The organism is Diaminobutyricibacter sp. McL0608, from assembly GCF_039613825.1.
In the GTDB taxonomy this organism is placed as follows: domain Bacteria; phylum Actinomycetota; class Actinomycetes; order Actinomycetales; family Microbacteriaceae; genus Diaminobutyricibacter.
The window spans coordinates 347,592-367,652 of sequence record NZ_CP154826.1 but is presented as its reverse complement, the minus strand read 5'-3'; the positions used below and the strand labels follow the sequence as shown (position 1 = coordinate 367,652).

Below are 20,061 nucleotides of genomic sequence, written 5' to 3'. Positions count from 1 at the left end.
GGCGCTTCCGCGGCGCTCGACGCGCGTCAGCCGAGGTCGTCCGGGTCTTTGCCGGTGCGGTAGCCCGAGTCGAGCGTTGCGATGACCGCCAGGTCGTCGCCGTCGAGGGCGAACCCGAACACGTCGAAATTCTCGCGGATGCGCGCAGGCGTCTGGGACTTCGGGATCACCACGTTGCCGAGCTGCAGGTGCCACCGGATCACGACCTGCGCAGGCGTCACTCCGTGCTTCGCTGCGATGCGGGCGAGCGGTTCGTTGTCGAGGATGCGTCCGCGGGCGAGAGGTGACCACGCCTCGGTCACGATGCCGCGCGTCGCGTCGTAGTCCCGCAAATCCCTCTGCTGCAGCCACGGGTGGAGTTCCACCTGGTTGAGGGCAGGCACCGTCGCGGTCTCGCGGGCGAGCCGCTCGAGGTGGTGGATGTGGAAGTTCGCGACCCCGATGGAACGGGCGCGACCGTCGGCGCGCACCCTCTCGAGCGCACGCCAGGTGTCCACGTAGCGGTCCTGGCTCGGCGCCGGCCAGTGGATCAGGTAGAGGTCGACGTACTCGAACCCGAGACGTTCGAGGCTCGCGTCGAAGGAGCGCAACGTGCTGTCGTAGCCGTTGTCGGTCCACCACACCTTCGTCGTGACGTACACGTCGGACCGGGCGAGCCCGCTGCGGCGTACCCCGTCGCCGACGCCGCGCTCGTTCTCGTAGAAGGCGGCTGTATCGATGTGCCGGTAGCCGGTCTCGAGTGCGAATTCGACAGCATCCGCCGTCTGCTCGTCGCCGACCTTGTACACACCGAATCCCAGTTGAGGGATGGTGTTTCCGTCGTTGAGCGCGAGCTCGGGAACTTCGGCCATCCATCCATTCTGCCCTCCTGTCCCGTGCAGGGCGGTAAGTGTGAAAGGGCTGGCAATCGGGCCGGCGGGGTTGAGACCGTGCCGAAGGTGGGGAATCGTGGCTGACTTCTGAACGCCAACCGGAAGGAAGAGCATGCTCACCCTGACTGAGAACGCGAGCACCATCGTGAAGACACTGGCCGCCCAAGCTCCCGGCAGCGACGACACCGGGCTGCGCATCAGCAGCACCAACGAGGAGCACACGGCCTTCTCCGTCGGTGTCGCCGACGCACCCGAACCCATGGACCTCGTGGTCGAGAGCGAGGGCGCGCGCGTCTTCCTGGAGCCCGGCGCCGCTGTGGCGCTGGACGACAAAGTCCTGGATGCGACCCTCGACGACCGCGGGTCCGTCAGCTTCGCGATCGGCCTGGCCGAGTGACGAAGGCGGGGTGCGCAGAGCGTGCGCACCCCGCAGTCCACCTCGTTGTGTAAACGTCTTGTGAAATCACGAGCTCCTCTATCTGCCGAGGGCCCGGAGAATCTATAGTGCCGACATGACCAACGCCTCGACGACAGATGTCGCATCCGCCACCGCACCGCGCAGCAGCGCCGCAACCATCGAATCCGGTGGCATCGAGGCGATCCCCCTCGAGAGGCGGCACGGCTCGCCCTGGCAGTTGCTGGCGACCTGGACGGCCCCGAACCTCGAGTTCGCGACGATCTTCGTCGGCGTCATCGCGATCGCCATCTTCGGCCTCAGCTTCTGGCAGGCGATGCTCGCCCTCGCCTTCGGAACCGCTCTCGGCGCACTCACCCAGGGCATCCTGTCCACCTGGGGTCCGCGCGAGGGTCTCGCCCAGATGGTCATCGGGCGCACGGCTTTCGGCAACCGCGGGAACATCCTGCCGAGCGCCCTGAACACCGTGATGGCCGGCCTCGGCTGGTTCGCCGTCAACTCGGTCAGCGGGGCGTTCGCCCTCGCCACCCTCACGGGGATGTCGACGGTGCTCGCGCTCCTCATCGTCGTCGTGATCGAGGTCGCCGTCGCCTTCATCGGCCACGACCTCGTGCAGTTGTTCGAACGCTACGCGAGCTACATCCTGGGTGCGATCTTCCTGGTCGCGACGATCACGATCTTCCTGCACGCGAACCTCGCCGGCCCCGTGAAGGGCGGCGGGTTCAGCTTCGCCGGGTTCACGCTCACTGCGGCCGCCGCCTTCGGCTACGCCGCCGGCTGGAACCCGTACGCGTCGGACTACAGCCGCTACCTGCCGGCCAACGCCAGCGCGAAGGCGATCGGCTGGGCCGCCGGTCTGGGCAACTTCGTCAGCTGCATCGTCCTGATGGCCGCCGGCGCCGCCGCCGCCACGATCGCCGGATTCAACCTCGACGACCCGACGGCGTCGTTCACCTCGACCATGCCGGTCGTCATCCGCGACCTGACCCTGCTCGCCATCGCGATCGGCGCCATCGCTGCCAACGCGCTGAACATCTACTCCGGTGCAATGTCGTTCCTCGCGGCCGGGATCAAAATCCCGTTCCGGCTGCGCCGCGCGATCGTCGCGCTCGGCTTCGGCGTGCTCGGCTTCTTCATCGCCTGGAGCGCGCTGGCGGATGCCGGCACCAAATACGAGAACTTCCTGCTGGTGATCGCGTACTGGATCGCCCCGTGGCTGGGCATCGTGCTGACCGACCGCCTTCTGCGGCGCGGCACCGAGATCGCCAGCCTCGTGCCCGACCACGCCAAATACCGCAACCCGGCCGGAGCCATCTCACTGGTCGTCGCCGGCGTGGTCTCGATCTGGCTGTTCTCCAACCAGGTCTTCTACACCGGGCTCGTCGTGCAGGCTGCGCCGCAGATCGGCGACCTCACGCCCCTCGTCGGGTTCCTGGTCGCGGGCGCGCTGTACTGGGTGCTGTTCCGGGCCTTCAAGGTGAAGCTGGGCGCGCCGTTCACGGGAGCCCCGACCGTCGTGGTCGGCGTCGACGCAGCGGACGACGTAGCGTGACCGACACCGGCGGGCGCTTCACCCCATCCGAGATGCTGTATCCGACGGATGCGGAGAAGCTGTCGATCGCTGCGGAGGAGGCCAGGCTCGGTGCGGACGAGGGCGGTATCCCGATCGGGGCGGCGCTGTTCACCGCCGACGGCCGCCTGCTCGGGCGCGGCCACAACCGCCGGGTGCAGGACGGCGACGCGTCCATGCACGCGGAGACCAACGCCTTCCGCAACGCCGGCCGGCAGCGCAGCTACCGCGACACCGTCATGGTGACCACGCTGTCGCCATGCTGGTACTGCTCAGGGCTGGTGCGCCAGTTCGGCATCGGACGGGTCATCGTCGGCGACGACCGCAGTTTCCTCGGCGGCCAGGACTGGCTGGCCGAGAACGGTGTCGATGTGACGGTCGTCAACGACCCGGCACTCATCACGATGATGGGCGCCTTCATCGAGGCCAACCCGACACTCTGGAACGAGGACATCGGCGAGGAGTGACACCCGCGCGGCACGTCAGGTGAGCGGGAGGCCCGCCCGCTCCGCCCATCCATCGATCTCGTGCAGCAGCGCGACCTTGCGGTCGAGCGGTGCGAATGCGCTCTCCACCGAGTTCTGTGCGAGCCGCATCGCCTCCAGCGGCGTGAGATCGAGCGCATCCGCGACTGCCACGAAATTGTCGCCGATGTAGCCGCCGAAATAGGCGGGGTCGTCGGAATTGACGGTGACGCGGACACCCGCCTCCATGAGAGTGCGAAGCGGATGCGCTGCCAGATCGGGTACGGCGCGGAGCCGCACGTTCGACAGCGGGCAGACCGTGAGGGCGATCTCCTCCTGCGCCAGGAACTCGATGAGCGCGGGGTCTTCGACAGCGCGGATACCGTGGTCGATGCGCTCGGCCCGCAGGAGGTCGAGGGCCTCGCTGATGTACGACGCCGGCCCCTCCTCGCCGGCATGCGCGACCGCGTGGAGGCCGTGGGCGCGGGCACGGTCGAAGACTCGGGTGAAGAGGGAGGGAGGGTAACCGACCTCGGCCGAGTCGAGGCCGACGCCGATCAGGCTGTCGACGCGCTCGAGTGCAGCAGTGAGAACGTTCTCAGCACCGTCGACCGGATGGTCGCGGAGGAAACACAGGATGAGGCCGCCCGAAACATCCCGGTCGCGGCTCGCATCGGCCAGGGCTGCGCCGATCCCGTCGACGATCGCCTCGAAGGGGACCCCGCGCGCCACATGCGCCTGCGGGTCGAAGAAGATCTCGGCGTGACGCACGCCCTGCGCCGTGGCCCGCTGCAGGTAACGACGGGTCAGCTCGGCGAAGTCGTCTTCGGTGCGGAGGACATCCATGGTCGCGTAGTACAGGTTGAGGAACGACTGGAGGTCGGTGAAGTCGTAGCGCGCGGCGAGATCGTCGACCGACGCGAACGGCAACGTGATGCGGTTGCGGTCGGCGAGCTCGAACGCGAGGTCGGGTTCGAGGGTCCCCTCGATGTGGAGGTGCAGTTCGGCCTTCGGCAGGGAGTAGAGGTCGGGCGCAGTCATGGGATGATCCTCCCACCCGGGTGCGCCGGGGTCGCGAAAGGTGCCAGAAGTAGTCCACAACCGAGGTGAAAGCCACTTCTGGCACCTTTCGGCTCCGCCTTAGAGTGCGGCGATGCCCTCCGCGCCGACAGCGCCCGGGACGACCACCGACCCGACCGGGGTCAGGCTGCCGCCTGCGCCGATCCGGAAGGCGTCGACGATGCCGGCCTTGCCCGTCTCCACGTAGAGGAAGCGGCCGTCGGCCGATGCCGCAGCATCCACCGTTCCAGCGTCCGTCGCGGTGTTGCCGAGGGCCGCGAGGGCGCCTGAGCCGGCGTCACGGTAACCGGATACGCTGCCGCTTCCCGCGTTCGACGCGTAGAAGGATGCGCCCGCCCCGGCGATCCAGCACGTCGCGGCCTGACCCGTAGCGGCGAGCGCGACAGGAGCGAGGGTGCCGTTCGCGTGGATGGTGAACGTAGCGACCGCGTTCGTCCCGGCTTCGGCGACCACCAGGTGCCCGCCCGCGTCGAACGTCACTGCGAACGGAACGGCCGTCGGCTCGACGTTCTTCACCGGCTGCGGCGAGAGCGCGCCGAGACGATTCACTCCGAAGACGTCGATGGCGCTCCCGTTGCCCTTCGTCGTGACGACGAGCTTCGAGCCGTCTGGCGTGAAGGCGACCTGACCGGGCGTGCTGGTGAACTCGGGAGTCTGGGCCGCATCCAAACCGAGTGCACGATTCCAGGACGGGACCCGCACGAGCACGTCCCCGATGCGCACGAAGCCCTGGACAGTGCCGCCGTTGCGCGCGTTCAGCACGTAGACCAGGGCACCGTGCGTCGCCACGCTCACGGGGAAGGCGCCGCCGGAACCGATCACCTCGAGACGGATGAGCCGGTCGCCGCGGACGACGAAGACCGTCACCGTGTTGCTGCCCGCGTTCACGGCGTAGAGCAGGCCGCGGTCGTAGACGAGCGACCCCTGCGAGGCCAGATGGTCGACGACGGAGCCGGTGAGCTGACCGCCGAGACCGCCGGTCGGATAGGTGCCGGCCTGGTGGAGGGAGCCGTCCGCGGCGCGGTCGTAGGCGACCACGGCGTTGCCGGAGAGGCCGTCGGTCTGGACGAAGACCGCTGACGACGGATGCGCGAACGCGGCTGCGGGCGGCGTCGGCGACGCGAGCGCCGGGGTGGCGAAGAGGGCGGTGGCGGCGACGGCCGCCGCACCCGCAAGAGCAAGACGAACTGCGGTTCTCATGATTCTCCTTCGTTCCTTCGATGGGTGGTGCTTCCCCGCGTTAGTGGCGGCGGTGCGCGGATGCTTACGCCCGGGTGTGCGCTCACTCAGCGAAATCTCAGGCTGGAGGCCGGTTCGGACCCCGTAGCATCGGGACATGGACGCCGTCCGCGCGAATCCGCAGCCACCGTGGCGCCCCTCCCCCGAAGCCGAGGCCGAGACCGCCGAGTGGCGCCGCACGCTCACCGCGGGCGGGGCTGTGCAACGGGATGCGACCGAACGGCTCTACGAACTGCTGCTGCGGGTGTCGCGGGGCGAGGTGCAGCGCCGGGCTGCAGCGATCCGGGTCACCGGGCCGGAGCTCGACGATCTCGCGCATCAGGCGGCAGGGGATGCGGTCATCGCGGTCATCCGGAGACTCCACGAGTTCCGGGGCGAGAGCCGCTTCACCACCTGGGCGTGCAAGTTCGCGATGTTCGAGGTCTCGACCAAGGTCGGGCGGCATTTCTGGCAGCATCCGACGGTTCCGCTCGAGGGCGCGGACTGGGAACGCCTCCCCGACCGCCTCGGGATCACGCCCGAAGAGGCGTCGCAGGATTCCGAGCTTCTCGCGGCGGTGCGCGCGGGCGTCGAATCGCAGCTCACCCGGCGCCAGCGGCAGGTGTTCCTCGGAGTCGTCGTCGACGGCATCCCGATCGACGCGCTCGCGCTCCGAATGAAGTCCACCCGCGGCGCCCTCTACAAGACGCTCTTCGATGCGCGACGAAAGTTGCGGGGCTACCTTGTCACTAACGGATACCTGGATGCCGAGGGGAAGGAGACACGATGAGCGCACGCTCCCACCTGACGGCATTCCTGCGCACCGACGCCGACGACGCCGGCTGCGACAAGACGATGTCGCTGATGCACGTCTATGTCGAGCTCATCCTCGCGGGGCTGGATGCTGCGAAGCGCTACCCGGGGGTCGCGACGCACCTCTCGGGGTGCGAAGGCTGCCGCAACGACTTCGAGGGTTTGCTCGCGGCACTGTCGGCGTGAGGATGGCGGACTGCCGGATGGCGCGGCGAAAGTCGCGAAAAGTGGTCGAAACCGGGCATCCGAAGTAGCAGCTCAGACCGGGACGATCGCGCCCGGATGACCGATCACGTGGCTGGCGAGTTTCTGCGCCGCCTGGACCGCTTCCGTCACGGGCAGGCCGCTGGCCCGACCGTAAAGGTACGCAGCGTTGAAGGAGTCGCCCGCGCCGGTCGTGTCGACGGGGATTCTCGCAACACAGTCGAAGCGCTGAACGTCACGATCGACCCAGACGTGGGTCGGATTGGAGCCGTCTTTGACGACGACCTCATCGGCTCCCGCGGCCCCGTACCGTTCGATCACGTCGTCGACGGTGCTCCCCGGGTGAAGAAGCTGCTCGTCCGCCAGCGAGGGCAGCGCGATGTCCGTTACCCGGGCAGCCGCAGCCACGGCATCCGCGGCCGCTTCGCGCGACGGCCAGCCGCGAATCCGGTAGTTGCTATCGAACGCGATCCGGGACCCGCGGCCGCGAGCCTCCTCCAGCAGGGCGATCAGTCGTCGCCGGCCGTCCTGCGTCAGCAGTTGCAGGGTTATCGCGGAGAAATAGACGAGGTCAGCTGACAAGAAGACAGCGGCCTGCCCCTGCACGACACCGTCTGCGAACAGCTTCCGAACGGGCGAGGATTCGCGGTAGTACGTGAACGTGCGCTCGCCCGCTTCATCGGTGTTGACGATGTACAGGGCAGGCGACGCTCCGGGCACGACCTGCGGATCGACGATGAGCCCTTCCCCTTCGAGGTGCGCCTGCAACTCTGCGCTGAGCGGGTCGTCGCCGACCGCCGTCACGAAGCGGACTTCCGCGGCCTCGCCGCCAAGGCGCTTCAGGTAGACGGCCGTGTTGGCGGTGTCGCCTGCGTACCCCAGCGCCATCGTTCGTTCGTCGCGCCGGGTCAGTTCGACCATGCACTCGCCGACCGCGACGAACCTGATCATGCCTCGCCGCCTTGGGTCACCTGGCGGGCGAGCTCGGCCACGGCCTCGTCAAGATCCGGTGCTCCGTACAGGTCGCTGCCGACCCCGACCGCGACGGCGCCGGCGTGAAGCCAGGTCGACACGTCGGTGAGACGAACCCCGCCGGTGGGCATGATGCGGGCGTCCGGCAGGATCGCACGAAGGGTCTTCAGATAGACCGGCCCACCGAGGTGCGCAGGAAAGAGCTTGCAGAGACCATGACGGCTCGCGTCCGCGATCTCGCCAGGCGAGAATCCACCCCCGATGAACAGGATGCCGTCGCGTTCGGCTGCAGCTCGGGCAGCCGGAGCAGGAAACGGGCTGACCAGGAACCGTGCGCCGGCCGCACCCGCGCGTCCGACGGCATCCTCCTCGACAACGGTCCCCATTCCCACGATTGCGCTGCCCAGGTCGCGGTTCACAGCTCTGAGGAGTTCCTCCCAACCCGGAATCGTCGTAGTGAGTTCGATGACTGTGATACCGGCCGCGACGAGTCGCTCGCACAGTGCGAAGGCGACATCAGCCTCGGATGCCCGCACCACCGGGATCGCCCGCTGTCGCAGGATCGCGTCTTCGACGGTGCTCATGCGGTGAAATACCCCTCGTGTTCCTTGCGCAGCCCCTCGGTGTCACCGAGGATGCGGTACGAGTGCTGATGGATGAGCGCGACCCCGCCCGCTTCATCGCGGTTGTCGAGCGCCTCGACGATCCGCTGATGTTCGCTGACGACCTCGGGATTCTCTATGGCCGCCCTGAGATTGAGATGCCGTAACCGGTCCAGCTGGAGTTTCGTTCCGCGTACGAGATCCCAGACCTGGGAGACGCCGGCCAGGGAGAACACGAGCTGGTGCAGACGCTCGTCGGTTTCGAAGAACGCGTCGAGATCGTTGTCGAGCGCGGCCTGCCGGTTGCGGGCGACGATGGTGTGCAGTTCCTGTGTCTCGAGGTCTTCGTCACCGATCGCATCCTGGAAGGCGCTGGTCTCCAAGGCGTTCCGGATGAACACCGCATCCTTGACCGCGCGCATCGAGATCGGCGCGACCTGAGTTCCCACCTGCGGCACGACGGTGACGAGTCCGTGATCCGCCAGCCGGGTTATCGCCTCGCGCGCCGGGGCCCGGCTGACCTGAAGCCAGGCCGCCACGGCGGGCTCGGACAGCGCTGTGCCCGGAGGCAGCCGAAGGCTTCGAATCGCCTCGCTGAGCTCCTCGTAGACCCAGTCAGAGCGCCGACCACGCAGAGGTGGCGGGGCCGTGGGACGCAGGTCGCCGAACACCTCGAACGGTCGACCTCTGGTCTGAACGCGAGAAACCGGATCACCTGATACCGACTCGGCCGACATTACGCCTCCCTGGATAATTTGACTTGCGAACAAGTATACAAGTCCATATGATCATCGCAATCGCTGCAGTCGAAAAGCACCCGCGCCTCGCGCTGCAGCGACAGCACCACTCCGCCACCAGTGATACCTGCAAGTCAATCTAGGAGGAAGAACAACGATGTTTTCTCTAACACGCAGAGGGGGCTCCGCCCGAGCTGTCCGACGTGCGCTCGTGACCGGCACCCTCGCCGTGGCTACGGCACTCGTCGTCTCGGCATGCTCCGGCACAGCCGCAGCAAGCGACGACAGCACCTCCGGTGCGAAGAGCGGCGGCCTGAAGGTCGGCCTCATCATGCTCCAGGGCGACACCTACTTCCAGGGCATCCAGACCGGCCTCGAGGCTGCGGTCAAGGCCGACGGAGGCACCGTCACCACCGGCCTGTCCAACAACGACCCCGCCACCGAGGCGCAGGTCGCGCAGAACATGATCCAGGCCAAGGTCGATGCGATCCTCATGCAGCCCGCCGGCGACGCAGCGTCGCTCGCGACGATGAAGTCGATCACCGACGCGGGCATCACCCTCATCTGCTACGGCAACTGCCTGGGCAACTCCACCGACCCGGCTGTGGTCAAGGGTGTCATCCAGACCGACAACACCGCGCTCGGCACCGGCACGGGCAATGTCGCCGTGAAGTACTTCCAGGACAAGGACGCAGGCAAGACGGTCAAGATCGCGATCCTCAACTGCGACATCGCCTCCGCCTGCAAGCTGCGCAAAGCAGGCTTCAAGAAGGCGCTCTCCGATGCCGGCGTGAAGGTCACCTACGTCACGGATCAGGAAGGCTACCTCGCTGACAAGGCGACCGCGGTCGCGACCGACATCCTGACGGCCCACCCCGACGTCGACGCCATCTGGGCCTCGAACGACGGCGGCACGGTCGGCGCCACCCTCGGCGTGAAGCAGGCGGGCAAATCGATTCCGGTGTTCGGAACCGACATCTCCACCCAGATCGCCGGATTCCTCGTCGACTCGGACAACATCCTCCAGGTGAGCACGGGCCAGGACCCTGTGAAGACTGCGCAGGGTGCCTACGAGATGGCCAAGACGGCGCACTCGCGCGGAACGAACAGCCCGTTCTCCGTCCAGCTCCCGGGTGTCGTGTACGACCGCTCCGCACCGGACAACATCAACAAGTTCATCGCGGACAACAAGTAACCAGAATGCGGATGGAGTCCGCCGCCGCGCGGACTCCATCCGCTTCCGTTCCACGCTCTGCTGCAAAGGTGCACCACATGAACGCGATCCCCGATGACGGCCCGATCCTCGATTGCCGAGAGCTGAGCAAGTCCTACGGCGCCATCCGCGCACTCAGCGACGTCGACTTCGCCCTCAACCGCGGAGAGGTTCGCGCCCTGCTCGGCAAGAACGGCGCGGGCAAGTCCACCCTTGTCAACGTCATCTCCGGTGCGGTCTCGCCCGACTCGGGCACGATCGTACTCGCCGGTGATGAGGTCGAGTGGAGTGGCCCGGGCGACGCCCGCGCCGGGGGGATCTCGGTGGTCCACCAAGAGTTCAGTCTTGTGCCGGGCCTCACCGTCGCAGAGAACATCACGATGGGCCGGTGGCCCAACCGCGGCGGCTTCATCGATGCCACCGAACTGCAGGCACGAGCCCACCGCGCCCTCACCAAACTCGGGGTCACCCTTCCCGAATGGGAACTCGTCGGCAACCTCCCGATCGCCCAGCAGCAGCTGGTGGAGATCGCGAAGGCCCTCGTCGACGAACCGCAGGTGCTCATCCTCGACGAGCCGACCAGCGCCCTGAACGCGAGCGAGGTCGACGCGCTCATCGCTCTGGTCCGCAGGCTCGCCGGCCAGGGTGTGGCGATCATCTACGTCTCCCACCGCATGAAGGAGATCCCGCTCGTCGCCGACAGCATCACCGTCATGCGCGACGGTCGCGTGGTCGAGACGATGGCCGCTGCAACCGCGAGCACAGCGTACGTCGCGGAGCTCGTCGCCGGTGAGACCGCCAGCGTCACCACAGTCGATCACCGCGACCGTTCCGCCGCGCCCGTCGCGCTCTCGGTCCGCAACCTGGCGGTGGGCCAGATCATCGACGACGTCAGCTTCGACCTCCACGAGGGCGAAGTGCTCGGGATAGCGGGTTTCCTGGGTTCCGGGCGCACGGAGCTGCTCGAGGCGATCTTCGGCCTCCGTCGCGACGCCACAGGCGAGGTCCGGGTGTCCGGCAAGAAGGTCGATCGTCGGACTCCCCGCGGGATGCTCGACCGCAAGGTCGCGATGATCTCCGAGGACCGCAAGGCGGGCGGAATCGTCCCGCTCCTCGGTATCGGAGAGAACACCATGCTCTCCGCGCGCGGGCGCCTCCTCCCGAAGTTCTGGATCAGTGCCCGCCGGGAGGCGCCCCTCGAAGCCGGCATCCTCAGCAAGCTGTCGATCCGCGCCTCATCTCCCGCTCAGGAGATCGGAACCCTCTCGGGCGGCAACCAGCAGAAAGGCGTCATCGGTCGCGCCCTGGCTGCGGACATGCGCGTGTTGCTCCTCGACGAGCCGACACGAGGTGTCGACCTGCACGCGAAGACGCAGATCTACACGCTCATCCGTAACCTCGCAGCCGAGGGTGTGTCCTCCATTTTCGTCTCCTCGGAACTCGAGGAACTCAGTCAGGTGTGCGATCGGGTGATCGTCCTCCGCTCGGGAAGGAACCGCGAGGAGCTCGTCGGTGCGGCCGCCAGCGCCGACAAGATCCTGTCGTCAGTCATGAAGGAAGAAGACTAATCATGAGCACAGCACCCAACCCCCAAGCCATCGCGCCGGCGCCATCCGCCCCTGCACCCGACACGGGCCGACCTGCATCGACCTCGTTGCTGCGCCGGCTCGTCGCGTGGGACGGCTTCGGCCTCCTCCTGGTATTCCTTGCGCTCTATGTGGTGCTCGCCATCGCGTCACCTCAGTTCCTGCAGGTTCAGAACCAACTCAACATTCTCCAGAATGCAGCGTTCTTCGGTGTCGTGGCCCTCGCTATGACCCTCGTCATCATCGCGGGCGAGATCGACATCTCCGTCGGTTCGATGGCCGCGCTTGCATCGTCGATGCTCGGCGTCCTGGTGGTGAAGGCGGGGCTTCCGTTCCCGCTCGTCGTCGTCATCGTCCTGGTGGTCGCCGCCGCGATCGGCGCGTTCTCGGGCGTGATGCGCGCCTATTTCGGCGTTCCCACGTTCATCTCGACGTTGGCTCTGTTCCTGGCGCTCCGCGGCCTCGCCGAGCTCATCACGAGCAACTTCCCGCTTCCGATCCCGTCGTCCGAGTTCTTCTACTGGGGCACCGGTCGCGTGTTCACCTGGGGCCCGGGTACCGGTGTCCCCGTCTCAGCGCTGTATTTCGTCGGGATCTTCATCGTGATCGGCGTGATCGCGAAGAGGACCGTGTTCGGCCGCTCCATCTACGCAGTCGGCGGCAACATGAAGGCCGCGAACCTGTCGGGCATCAACGTCAAGGCCGTCAAGATCCTGGTGATGATGATCACGGCAGTCGTTGCGGCCATCACCGGACTGCTCTTCAGCGCACAGCTCTCGGCCGGAACCGCGACGATCGCGAACGGGCTCGAGTTCGATGCGATCTCGGCAGCCATCATCGGAGGCGCGGCCCTTTCCGGAGGCAAGGGCACCGTGACCGGAACGGTCATCGGCGTGCTCTTCATCGCAACACTGCTGAACGGGATGGTGCTCCTCGGAGTCGATCCGTACACCCAGCAGGTCGTGCGTGGCATCGTGGTGCTGGTAGCCGTGCTCGTCAATGTCTTCCGCAGCCGTCGAAGCGCAACCAGCTGAGCCTCGAATGTCAGACCTCACGAAACCGGACACGATCGGATCCCCTATGACCCAGACCACGGCCACGCAGAACGCGGCTGCGCAGATCGCGGACGCAGAACGCTTCGCGCTGATCAACGACACGCTGTACACCGCGGTGCTCGGCGACATCCTCGACCAGCTGGGCTTCTTCCACCAGTTCCTTCCGCCGGAGATCCGGCCGCTGCTGCCTGGGATGCGGCTCGCCGGTCGCGCAATGCCGGTTCTCGTGGCCGACGTCTTCGGCCCGCAGAAGAAGCCGTTCGGCCACCTCACCGAGGCACTCGACTCCCTCCGACCCGGCGAGGTCTATCTCGCACGCGGCGGTGCGCAGGAAGCCGCGATGTGGGGAGAGATCCTCACGGCGACGGCGCAGACGCGCGGCGCTACCGGTGCGGTCGTCCACGGTTTCCATCGCGATACCGCCAAGGTGCTCGGACAGGACTTTCCGGTCTTCAGCACTGGCGCCTACGCCCAGGACTCGAGCGCACGGACGATCGTCCGTGACTATGGCGTGGCCGTCGAGGTCGGCGGCGTGTCCGTCGCTCCCGGTGACCTCGTGGTCGGCGATATCGACGGTGTCCTGGTCATTCCTCGAGCGGTGGAGGATGAAGTGGTCGCCCGCGCGCTGGAGAAGGCGGGCGCGGAGAATCAGGTCCGTGCCGCGATAGAAGACGGGATGAGCGCAACCGAGGCCTTCCGCACCTACGGTGTGCTGTAGGCCGGGCCCGCGAATGGAGACGAGAATGACGTCAGTGAAGGAATACACCGACCCCCGCGTGGTCATCCGCGCCCGCTCCGAAGTCGGCGAAGGTCCGGTCTTCGACCACCGCACCGGACGACTCGTCTGGGTGGACATCACCCGCGGCGGACTCTTCGAGACCGACCTCGCAAGCGGTGACCAGCACTCGACCACGCTCGACACGATGCTCGGGGCCGCCGTTCCCCGTCAGGATGCCCCGGGCTTCGCCGTTGCAGCATCCGATGGCTACGGCTTCGTGGTCGACGGCGAACTGAACATCGTCGCCCCGGACTTCACGTCGCCCGACCTGCGCAGCAACGACGCCAAGTGCGACTCGCGCGGCCGTCTGTGGGCCGGCATGAACCACCTGGAGTTCGTGCCCGGTCAGGGCGCACTGCGCGTCTGGGATGGCGGCCCGACTTCGCGGGTCGTGCACGAGGGCCTCACCCTCCCCAATGGGCTCGGCTGGAACGCCGCCGACACGGAGCTCTACCTCGTCGATTCGATGACACGTCAGCTGCTGGTCGCCCCGTTCGACGCCCACAGCGGCGAACTCGGCGCGTTCGAGGTGCTCAGAACATTCGCCGAGGCTGACGGCCTCCCCGACGGGCTCGCCGTCGACGTCGACGGCGGCATCTGGATCGCGATGTGGGGCGGCGCGCAGGTCCTGCGGGTCGACCGGCGCGGTGAGGTCATCGGGCGCGTGGCGATGCCGTGCGCGCAGCCCTCGTCGTGCGCCTTCGGTGCGGACGGCACCCTTTACATCACGAGCGCGACCTCCGATCTCGACGCCGAGCAGCTGGCCGCGCAGCCCGACGCGGGTTCCGTGTTCGCTGTCGCGACCGACACCCGCGGCGTGCCTGTCACCGCGTTCGCGGGCTGATCGAGGAAGCGCAGATGACACCGTTCCCCCCTCACGCGATCACGCTCACCAGCCCCCAGCTCACGGTTGTGCTCGACCCGCAACGCGGCGCCGACGTGCTCTCCGTCGTAGAGACCGGCTCGGGATCCGAGGTGATGTGGTCGACGCCGACCCGAGCCCGCGCCGACCAGGTACTCGCGGGTGTGCCACCGGTCAGCACCGATCCCTTCGCGAACTTCTTCGCCGGGTACCGCGGTGGGTGGCAGACCCTCGTGCCGAACGCCGGAGCTGCGCGAACCATCCACGGGGCCGCACTCGGCTTCCATGGTGAGGTGGCCGTATCGGCGTGGACCGTCGTCGACGCCCGCGACGATCGCGCCATCCTGAGCCTCGACCTTTTGTCGCTGCCGGTTCGGATCGAGCGCGAGGTGCGGCTGCACCGCGGCACGCTGCAGGTGCAGGACCGGCTGACGAACCTCAGCACTCAGCCGCTCGAATTCGACTACGTGCAGCATCCCGCGTTCGGGGCCGACCTGCTCGCCGACGCCTGCCGGATCGAGACCGGCGCGCGACGTTTCACGGCCGATCCCGAGACGACCGGCCCGCTCGCGGCCGGCACGGAATTCGGCTGGCCCGATGCCACGACCGTCGACGGCCGACCGCTCGACCTCGGCGACCTCCCAGCTCCGGGCACCCGGCACATGGTCTTCGGCTGGCTCTCCGACTTCGAGCGCCCGTGGTATCGCATCACCAACACGCGCACGGGGCTGGCCGTCGAGGTCGAGTGGGATGCCGAACAGCTCCCGTACGCGTGGTTCTGGGAAGAACTGAACTACAGCGCGGACTACCCGTGGTTCCAGCGTGCACGTGTGATCGCCATCGAACCCGCGAGCACACAGACCTCAGGCCCGGAGCGGCGCAGCGTGCTCGCGCTCGCACCCGAACAGACCACGACGATCAGAATGACTTTGAGTGTGTCGCGCCCCAGCGTGGCATCCGACTGAGCGAGAGGAAGAACGATGGCAGATCACGACGGCAGGGTCGCTCTGGTGACCGGAGGCTCGCAAGGCATCGGCAAAGGCATCTGCCTCGCCTTCGCCCGGCAGGGGGCCTCGGTCGTGGTGCACGGACTGACCCGGGATGCAGCAGACGAGACCGTCGCGGAGATCGAGGCGGCAGGCGGGCGCGCAGTCGCGACCATCGGCCCGATCGACGACATCGAGACGAGCGAACGCGCCGTCGCCCTGGCGCTCAGCGAGTTCGGCCGGCTCGACCACCTGGCGACGTCCGCGGGCATCCAGCGCTACGGCGACGTCGTCGGCACCACGCCCGCCCTCTGGGACGAGGTGTTCGACGTGAACGTGAAGGGCGTCTACCTCGCGGCCCACGTCGCGCTCCCCGCCATCCGTTCGACCGGAAACGGCACTGTCGGCGTGATCTCCTCGGTTCAGGGCGTGGCGAACCAGAACCTCGTCGCCGCCTACGTTGCGAGCAAAGGGGCGCTCAACGCGCTGTGCAGGGCGATGGCGGTCGATGAGGCCCAGTACGGCGTGCGCGTGAACAGCGTGCTCCCCGGCTCGGTCGACACTCCGATGCTGCGGCACTCGGCGGCCGAGTTCTCCGACGGCAGCCCCGCGGGCATCGAGTCGGTACTCGCGAACTGGGGCAGCGCGCATCCGCTCGGCCGGATCGCCCAGCCGGGCGAGATCGGCGAGGTCGTCTCGTTCCTCGCGAGCGACCGCGCGAGCTTTGTCACAGGCGCCCAGATCACCGTCGACGGCGGACTCCTCTGCCGCATCGCCGCGCCCCTTCCCCAAGCCTGATCCGGCACGTACCCCACCTGATCTCCCCCGAAAGCCCTGAACTCCACGAAAGGATAGGCGATGTCCACCATCAAACTCAGCGAGATGCTGCCTCCACGCCCCGAGGCGTCGTGGAAGCTGATCAAGCAGTGCGGAGTCGACACCATCGTCGGTCTCCTGAACGGTGCCGAGCAGGACCAGCGGATGTTCGCATCCGTCGGCGCGAAAGGTTTCGGCGACATCGACGCCGACGACGTGCCCTGGGGCAAGAAGGCGCTCCGGCACAACACGGAACTCTTCTCCGATCACGGCTTCACTGTCGTCGGCTTCGAGGACAGCGCACCGATGGACAAGGCGCGCCTCGGCCTGCCCGGTCGCGATGAGGAGATCGACAACGTCATCACCCAGGTGAAGGCCATGGGCGAACTCGGCATCACCACGCTCTGCTACAACTGGATGGCGCTGTCGAGCTGGGGTCGCACCGACACGGCCATTCCGGCTCGCGGCGGCGCTCTCGTCACGGGGTTCGAGCTGGCCGTGTCGGAGGAGAAGCCTCCGCTCGTCCAGCCGGGGGAAGTGACGCCGGAGCAGATGTGGTCGGCGCTCGAATACTTTCTGAAGGCGGTTGTCCCGGTCGCCGAGGAGTCCGGCGTACGCCTGGGGCTGCATCCGGACGACCCGCCACGACCGTGGGACCGCAACCTTCCGCGCATCATGAGTTCGGTCGCCGCGTACCGCCGGATGCTCGAGCTGGTGCCGTCCGAGAACAACGGGATCACGTTCTGCCAGGGCAACTTCGCCCTGATGCGCGAGGTCATCGACGGCGAGACGGACCTGCCGAGCCTCATCCGCGAATTCGGCTCGCAGAAGATTCCGTTCGTGCATTTCCGCGACGTGAAAGGCACGGTCGCGAAGTTCCAGGAGACGTTCCACGACGCAGGTCAGACCGACCTGCCGGAGTGCATGCGCGCCTACCACGAGGTCGGATTCGCAGGTCCGATGCGACCCGACCACGTTCCGACCCTCGACGGCGAATCGAACCAGCGTCCGGGCTACGAGACACTCGGCCGCCTGTTCGCGATCGGCTACATCCGCGGCCTGGAGCAGGCCGCATACGGGCACCCCGCCTCGAAGGAGAACAACGCATGAACGCTCAGGTCCGGCCCTTTCCTGTCGACGATTTCCGCGGTCGTCGTGCGATCGTCACGGGTGCCGGTTCGGGGATCGGCCTCGAGCTGGTGCACGGGCTGCTCGCGCGCGGTGCCGAGGTCGTCGGCATCGATCTGGCGACCGACAACATCCCGGACGGTGTGCTCCGGCTGAGCGCCGACATCTCCCAGGCCGACCAGGTCGAGGAGGCGGTCCGGGCCGCGCTCGCCGAAGGACCGGTGGACACGCTGTTCAACAATGCCGGGATCGGATCGACGAAGAACCTCATCGACTGCGAGCCGGAGGAGTGGGATCGCGTCTTCAGCGTGAACGTGCGCGGCACCTACCTGATGAGTCGTGCGGTGCTGCCCGGGATGCTCGAAGCCGGCTACGGCGTGATCGTCAACACGGCGTCGGTGGCGGGCACGATCGGGCTCCCCGATCGGGCGGCGTACTGCGCGAGCAAGGGTGCGGTGATCGCGCTGACCAAGCAGATCGCTGTGCAGTGGGCGACAGCGGGCATCCGCTGCAACTGCATCTGCCCGGGCACGGTCGACTCGCCGTGGGTGGGTCGCCTGCTCGCGGAGGCCGGTGATCCCGTCGCCCACCGGGCCCAGCTGGTGGCCAGGCAGCCGCTCGGGCGGCTCGGCACTCCGAACGAGGTCGCCGCCGCAGCCCTCTACCTCGCCAGTGACGCCGCCTCCTTCATCACGGGCTCGGAACTCGTCATCGACGGCGGCATCACCGCCGCCTGAGCGCCCTGAGCGCCGCGAAAGGTGCCAGAAGTAGTCTGAACGGCTTCTGAAAGCCACTTCTGACACCTTTCGCGAACGCGTTTCGCGACTGGCGATCAGGCGCGCTCGAACACCGCGGCGAGCGCCTGGCCGCCGCCGATGCACATCGTCTCGACGGCGAGTGTTCCATCGCGGGCGGGGAGCTCGTTCGCGAGCGTTGCGAGCATCCGCAAGCCGGTCGCGCCGATCGGATGGCCGATCGAGATGCCGCTGCCGCGCGGGTTGAGCCGCGGGTCCTCGGCGTCGATGCCCCAGTCGGCAAGGCAGGCGAGCACCTGCACGGCGAAGGCCTCGTTCAGTTCGAGCACGTCGATGTCGGACCAGCCGAGGCCGGCGCGTTCGAGGGCGAGGTTCGCGGCGGGCACCGGTGCGATACCGAAGACGCGCGGGTCCACGCCGGCGACCGCCCAGGACCGCAGGCGGAGGGAAGGCGTGAGCCCGAGCGACGCTGCGCGCTCGGGAGTGGTCACGACGCACGCGGCCGCCGCGTCGTTCTGGCCGCTCGAGTTGCCGGCCGTCACTGTCGCCTCGGGGTCGGCGCGCTGCAGCACGGGACGTAGCCCGGCGAGCGCTTCGAGGGAGGTGTCGGCACGCGGATGCTCGTCCCGGTCGACGAGGACGGAACCGCGACGGCCCGGCACCTCCACCGGCACCAGCTCAGCATTGAACGCGCCCGACTCCTGCGCGGCGACAGCCCGCTGGTGCGACCGGAGGGACAGCGCATCCTGCGCTTCGCGCGTGATGCCGTATTCGCGGCGCAGTGTCTCCGCCGTGCCGACATTGCCGTCCGGTGTCGGGTAGTCGCGGCCGCCGACGGTCTCCCGCCCGCGAGCGAGAGCGTCGTGAAGAATCAGTCCGCCCGGTGGGAGGCCACGGCGTCCCTGCTCGGTGTAGAGCAGCGCGTTCGACATCGATTCGGCACCGAGCGCGACGACGACATCGCTCACGCCGGTCTGCACCTCCATCGCCGCGTTGACGACCGCCTGCAACCCTGAGCCGCAGCGCCGGTCGAGTTGATAGCCCGTCGTGGTCACCGGGAACCCGGCGTTCAGCGCTGCGACGCGACCGAAGGCGGGCGCCTCCATCGTGGGGTAGCCCTGGGAGCCGATCACGCCGTCCACGGTCGCCGGATCGAGCCCGGTGCGCATGACGAGCGCCCGGAGAACGGTCTCGGCCAGCTGCAGCGCGTTCAGCGGAGCGAGCACTCCGCCCATCCGGCCGACCGGCGTGCGCAGCGGTGAGCAGATGACGACTTCGCGCAGCTCAGGCATCCGCGGCCTCCAGAGCGATGGTCAGAGAGGCTCCGGTGGCGGCCACGACCTCGTCGGTCGTGACCCCCGGGGCGAGTTCCCGGAGCACGAGCCCGTCGGCGGTCACGTCGATGACGGCGAGGTCGGTGATGATCCGGTCGACGCACGCCCGGCCGGTGAGCGGAAGCGTGCACTGTTCGACGAGCTTCGCCGAGCCGTCCCTGGCGACGTGCTCCATGACGACGATCACGCGCTCGGCCCCGTTGACCAGGTCCATCGCGCCGCCCATCCCTTTCACCATTTTGCCGGGGACGGCCCAGTTGGCGATGTCACCCGCAGCGGAGACCTGCATCGCACCGAGGACCGCCGTTGCGATACGTCCACCGCGGATCATCCCGAAGCTGGCGGCCGAGTCGAAGTAGCTCGCGCCCGGGAGCACCGTCACCGTCTCTTTGCCCGCGTTGATGAGCTTCGGATCCTCTTCGCCCTCCCACGGGTACGGTCCGACGCCGAGTATGCCGTTCTCGGAATGCAACACGACGTGGACGCCGTCGGGCAGGTGATTGGGGATGAGCGTGGGCAGACCGATGCCGAGGTTCACGTAGTCGCCGTCGGTCAGTTCCAGGGCGGCGCGGGCGGCCATCTCGTCGCGGGTGCGCGGCAT

General features: G+C 67.8%; 22 protein-coding genes. 14 read left to right on the top strand and 8 right to left on the bottom strand.

Features of this window, described 5'->3' with window-relative positions; genetic code table 11:
- Positions 1–26: 26 nt before the first annotated feature.
- On the bottom strand, positions 27–851 hold the full coding sequence (locus tag AAYO93_RS01735) for an aldo/keto reductase (RefSeq protein WP_345763307.1): 825 nt from the start codon (positions 849–851) through the stop codon (positions 27–29).
- A gap of 133 nt (positions 852–984) precedes the next feature.
- Between AAYO93_RS01735 and AAYO93_RS01730 the strand changes: the two genes are divergently transcribed.
- From AAYO93_RS01730 to AAYO93_RS01720, 3 genes are all read left to right on the top strand, one after another.
- The gene (locus AAYO93_RS01730) at positions 985–1,269 is read left to right on the top strand and encodes a Fe-S cluster assembly protein HesB (protein ID WP_345763306.1); all 285 of its coding nucleotides are present in this window, start codon (positions 985–987) and stop codon (positions 1,267–1,269) included.
- A 115-nt stretch (positions 1,270–1,384) separates the two neighbouring features.
- A complete protein-coding gene (locus AAYO93_RS01725; RefSeq protein WP_345763305.1) occupies positions 1,385–2,839 on the top strand; it encodes a purine-cytosine permease family protein in 1,455 nt (484 codons plus the stop codon).
- Entirely contained in the window at positions 2,836–3,324 is a 489-nt protein-coding gene (locus AAYO93_RS01720; protein ID WP_345763304.1) for a nucleoside deaminase, read from the top strand. Before AAYO93_RS01725 ends, AAYO93_RS01720 begins: the two co-directional genes overlap by 4 nt.
- Before the next feature lie 15 nt (positions 3,325–3,339).
- On the opposite strand, the gene AAYO93_RS01715 is transcribed toward AAYO93_RS01720, so the two are convergent.
- Both AAYO93_RS01715 and AAYO93_RS01710 read right to left on the bottom strand, forming a co-directional pair.
- Positions 3,340–4,362, bottom strand: a complete 1,023-nt coding sequence (locus tag AAYO93_RS01715) for an adenosine deaminase (protein ID WP_345763303.1) — start codon at positions 4,360–4,362, stop codon at positions 3,340–3,342.
- 99 nt (positions 4,363–4,461) lie between these two features.
- Positions 4,462–5,601: a lactonase family protein gene (locus AAYO93_RS01710; protein WP_345763302.1), complete on the bottom strand. Its 1,140-nt coding sequence runs from the start codon at positions 5,599–5,601 to the stop codon at positions 4,462–4,464.
- Positions 5,602–5,737: 136 nt separating this feature from the next.
- Between AAYO93_RS01710 and AAYO93_RS01705 the strand changes: the two genes are divergently transcribed.
- Entirely contained in the window at positions 5,738–6,409 is a 672-nt protein-coding gene (locus AAYO93_RS01705; protein WP_345763301.1) for a sigma-70 family RNA polymerase sigma factor, read from the top strand.
- Positions 6,406–6,618, top strand: coding sequence for a hypothetical protein (locus AAYO93_RS01700; RefSeq protein WP_345763300.1), 213 nt, complete (start codon positions 6,406–6,408; stop codon positions 6,616–6,618). The genes AAYO93_RS01705 and AAYO93_RS01700 overlap by 4 nt, the downstream gene beginning before the upstream one ends.
- A gap of 72 nt (positions 6,619–6,690) precedes the next feature.
- Here the strand turns inward: AAYO93_RS01700 and AAYO93_RS01695 are convergent, their stop codons facing one another.
- The 3 genes from AAYO93_RS01695 to AAYO93_RS01685 are packed head-to-tail and all read right to left on the bottom strand — an operon-like array spanning position 6,691 to position 8,947.
- The gene (locus tag AAYO93_RS01695; RefSeq protein WP_345763299.1) at positions 6,691–7,587 is read right to left on the bottom strand and encodes a sugar kinase; all 897 of its coding nucleotides are present in this window, start codon (positions 7,585–7,587) and stop codon (positions 6,691–6,693) included.
- A complete protein-coding gene (locus AAYO93_RS01690; protein ID WP_345763298.1) occupies positions 7,584–8,192 on the bottom strand; it encodes a bifunctional 4-hydroxy-2-oxoglutarate aldolase/2-dehydro-3-deoxy-phosphogluconate aldolase in 609 nt (202 codons plus the stop codon). The genes AAYO93_RS01695 and AAYO93_RS01690 overlap by 4 nt, the downstream gene beginning before the upstream one ends.
- On the bottom strand, positions 8,189–8,947 hold the full coding sequence (locus AAYO93_RS01685) for a GntR family transcriptional regulator (RefSeq protein ID WP_345763297.1): 759 nt from the start codon (positions 8,945–8,947) through the stop codon (positions 8,189–8,191). Before AAYO93_RS01685 ends, AAYO93_RS01690 begins: the two co-directional genes overlap by 4 nt.
- Before the next feature lie 211 nt (positions 8,948–9,158).
- Between AAYO93_RS01685 and AAYO93_RS01680 the strand changes: the two genes are divergently transcribed.
- From AAYO93_RS01680 to AAYO93_RS01640, 9 genes are all read left to right on the top strand, one after another.
- Positions 9,159–10,142 carry a substrate-binding domain-containing protein gene (locus tag AAYO93_RS01680; RefSeq protein WP_345763296.1) on the top strand — a complete coding sequence of 328 codons (984 nt, stop codon included), beginning with the start codon at positions 9,159–9,161 and terminating at the stop codon, positions 10,140–10,142.
- Between the two features lie 77 nt (positions 10,143–10,219).
- Positions 10,220–11,728, top strand: coding sequence for a sugar ABC transporter ATP-binding protein (locus tag AAYO93_RS01675; RefSeq protein ID WP_345763295.1), 1,509 nt, complete (start codon positions 10,220–10,222; stop codon positions 11,726–11,728).
- A 2-nt stretch (positions 11,729–11,730) separates the two neighbouring features.
- Positions 11,731–12,780: an ABC transporter permease gene (locus AAYO93_RS01670; protein ID WP_345763294.1), complete on the top strand. Its 1,050-nt coding sequence runs from the start codon at positions 11,731–11,733 to the stop codon at positions 12,778–12,780.
- Positions 12,781–12,826: 46 nt separating this feature from the next.
- Positions 12,827–13,519, top strand: coding sequence for an RraA family protein (locus tag AAYO93_RS01665; RefSeq protein WP_345763293.1), 693 nt, complete (start codon positions 12,827–12,829; stop codon positions 13,517–13,519).
- Between the two features lie 25 nt (positions 13,520–13,544).
- Positions 13,545–14,423: an SMP-30/gluconolactonase/LRE family protein gene (locus AAYO93_RS01660; RefSeq protein ID WP_345763292.1), complete on the top strand. Its 879-nt coding sequence runs from the start codon at positions 13,545–13,547 to the stop codon at positions 14,421–14,423.
- 14 nt (positions 14,424–14,437) lie between these two features.
- Complete coding sequence (locus AAYO93_RS01655) at positions 14,438–15,406, top strand: DUF4432 family protein (protein WP_345763291.1); 969 nt, start codon at positions 14,438–14,440, stop codon at positions 15,404–15,406.
- 15 nt (positions 15,407–15,421) lie between these two features.
- Positions 15,422–16,225, top strand: coding sequence for an SDR family NAD(P)-dependent oxidoreductase (locus tag AAYO93_RS01650; protein ID WP_345763290.1), 804 nt, complete (start codon positions 15,422–15,424; stop codon positions 16,223–16,225).
- 60 nt (positions 16,226–16,285) lie between these two features.
- Positions 16,286–17,353 carry a mannonate dehydratase gene (locus AAYO93_RS01645; protein ID WP_345763289.1) on the top strand — a complete coding sequence of 356 codons (1,068 nt, stop codon included), beginning with the start codon at positions 16,286–16,288 and terminating at the stop codon, positions 17,351–17,353.
- A complete protein-coding gene (locus AAYO93_RS01640) occupies positions 17,350–18,108 on the top strand; it encodes an SDR family NAD(P)-dependent oxidoreductase (protein WP_345763288.1) in 759 nt (252 codons plus the stop codon). Before AAYO93_RS01645 ends, AAYO93_RS01640 begins: the two co-directional genes overlap by 4 nt.
- 95 nt (positions 18,109–18,203) lie before the next feature.
- On the opposite strand, the gene AAYO93_RS01635 is transcribed toward AAYO93_RS01640, so the two are convergent.
- Together AAYO93_RS01635 and AAYO93_RS01630 are read right to left on the bottom strand one after the other, a co-directional pair.
- Positions 18,204–19,418 (bottom strand): acetyl-CoA C-acetyltransferase, encoded by a 1,215-nt coding sequence (locus AAYO93_RS01635; protein WP_345763287.1) that lies wholly within the window; start codon positions 19,416–19,418, stop codon positions 18,204–18,206.
- On the bottom strand, positions 19,411–20,061 hold the full coding sequence (locus AAYO93_RS01630; protein WP_345763286.1) for a CoA transferase subunit B: 651 nt from the start codon (positions 20,059–20,061) through the stop codon (positions 19,411–19,413). The genes AAYO93_RS01635 and AAYO93_RS01630 overlap by 8 nt, the downstream gene beginning before the upstream one ends.

What these genes read in the sequence shown, in the direction of transcription:
- AAYO93_RS01630 (WP_345763286.1), bottom strand. Translation starts at nt 20,061, where the DNA reads ATGCCGCGCACCCGCGACGAGATGGCCGCCCGCGCCGCCCTGGAACTG.
- AAYO93_RS01735 (WP_345763307.1), bottom strand. Translation starts at nt 851, where the DNA reads ATGGCCGAAGTTCCCGAGCTCGCGCTCAACGACGGAAACACCATCCCT.
- AAYO93_RS01685 (WP_345763297.1), bottom strand. Translation starts at nt 8,947, where the DNA reads ATGTCGGCCGAGTCGGTATCAGGTGATCCGGTTTCTCGCGTTCAGACC.
- AAYO93_RS01635 (WP_345763287.1), bottom strand. Translation starts at nt 19,418, where the DNA reads ATGCCTGAGCTGCGCGAAGTCGTCATCTGCTCACCGCTGCGCACGCCG.
- AAYO93_RS01650 (WP_345763290.1), top strand. Translation starts at nt 15,422, where the DNA reads ATGGCAGATCACGACGGCAGGGTCGCTCTGGTGACCGGAGGCTCGCAA.
- AAYO93_RS01665 (WP_345763293.1), top strand. Translation starts at nt 12,827, where the DNA reads ATGACCCAGACCACGGCCACGCAGAACGCGGCTGCGCAGATCGCGGAC.
- AAYO93_RS01715 (WP_345763303.1), bottom strand. Translation starts at nt 4,362, where the DNA reads ATGACTGCGCCCGACCTCTACTCCCTGCCGAAGGCCGAACTGCACCTC.
- AAYO93_RS01700 (WP_345763300.1), top strand. Translation starts at nt 6,406, where the DNA reads ATGAGCGCACGCTCCCACCTGACGGCATTCCTGCGCACCGACGCCGAC.
- AAYO93_RS01640 (WP_345763288.1), top strand. Translation starts at nt 17,350, where the DNA reads ATGAACGCTCAGGTCCGGCCCTTTCCTGTCGACGATTTCCGCGGTCGT.
- AAYO93_RS01725 (WP_345763305.1), top strand. Translation starts at nt 1,385, where the DNA reads ATGACCAACGCCTCGACGACAGATGTCGCATCCGCCACCGCACCGCGC.
- AAYO93_RS01675 (WP_345763295.1), top strand. Translation starts at nt 10,220, where the DNA reads ATGAACGCGATCCCCGATGACGGCCCGATCCTCGATTGCCGAGAGCTG.
- AAYO93_RS01655 (WP_345763291.1), top strand. Translation starts at nt 14,438, where the DNA reads ATGACACCGTTCCCCCCTCACGCGATCACGCTCACCAGCCCCCAGCTC.
- AAYO93_RS01695 (WP_345763299.1), bottom strand. Translation starts at nt 7,587, where the DNA reads ATGATCAGGTTCGTCGCGGTCGGCGAGTGCATGGTCGAACTGACCCGG.
- AAYO93_RS01705 (WP_345763301.1), top strand. Translation starts at nt 5,738, where the DNA reads ATGGACGCCGTCCGCGCGAATCCGCAGCCACCGTGGCGCCCCTCCCCC.
- AAYO93_RS01710 (WP_345763302.1), bottom strand. Translation starts at nt 5,601, where the DNA reads ATGAGAACCGCAGTTCGTCTTGCTCTTGCGGGTGCGGCGGCCGTCGCC.
- AAYO93_RS01645 (WP_345763289.1), top strand. Translation starts at nt 16,286, where the DNA reads ATGTCCACCATCAAACTCAGCGAGATGCTGCCTCCACGCCCCGAGGCG.
- AAYO93_RS01670 (WP_345763294.1), top strand. Translation starts at nt 11,731, where the DNA reads ATGAGCACAGCACCCAACCCCCAAGCCATCGCGCCGGCGCCATCCGCC.
- AAYO93_RS01730 (WP_345763306.1), top strand. Translation starts at nt 985, where the DNA reads ATGCTCACCCTGACTGAGAACGCGAGCACCATCGTGAAGACACTGGCC.
- AAYO93_RS01660 (WP_345763292.1), top strand. Translation starts at nt 13,545, where the DNA reads ATGACGTCAGTGAAGGAATACACCGACCCCCGCGTGGTCATCCGCGCC.
- AAYO93_RS01690 (WP_345763298.1), bottom strand. Translation starts at nt 8,192, where the DNA reads ATGAGCACCGTCGAAGACGCGATCCTGCGACAGCGGGCGATCCCGGTG.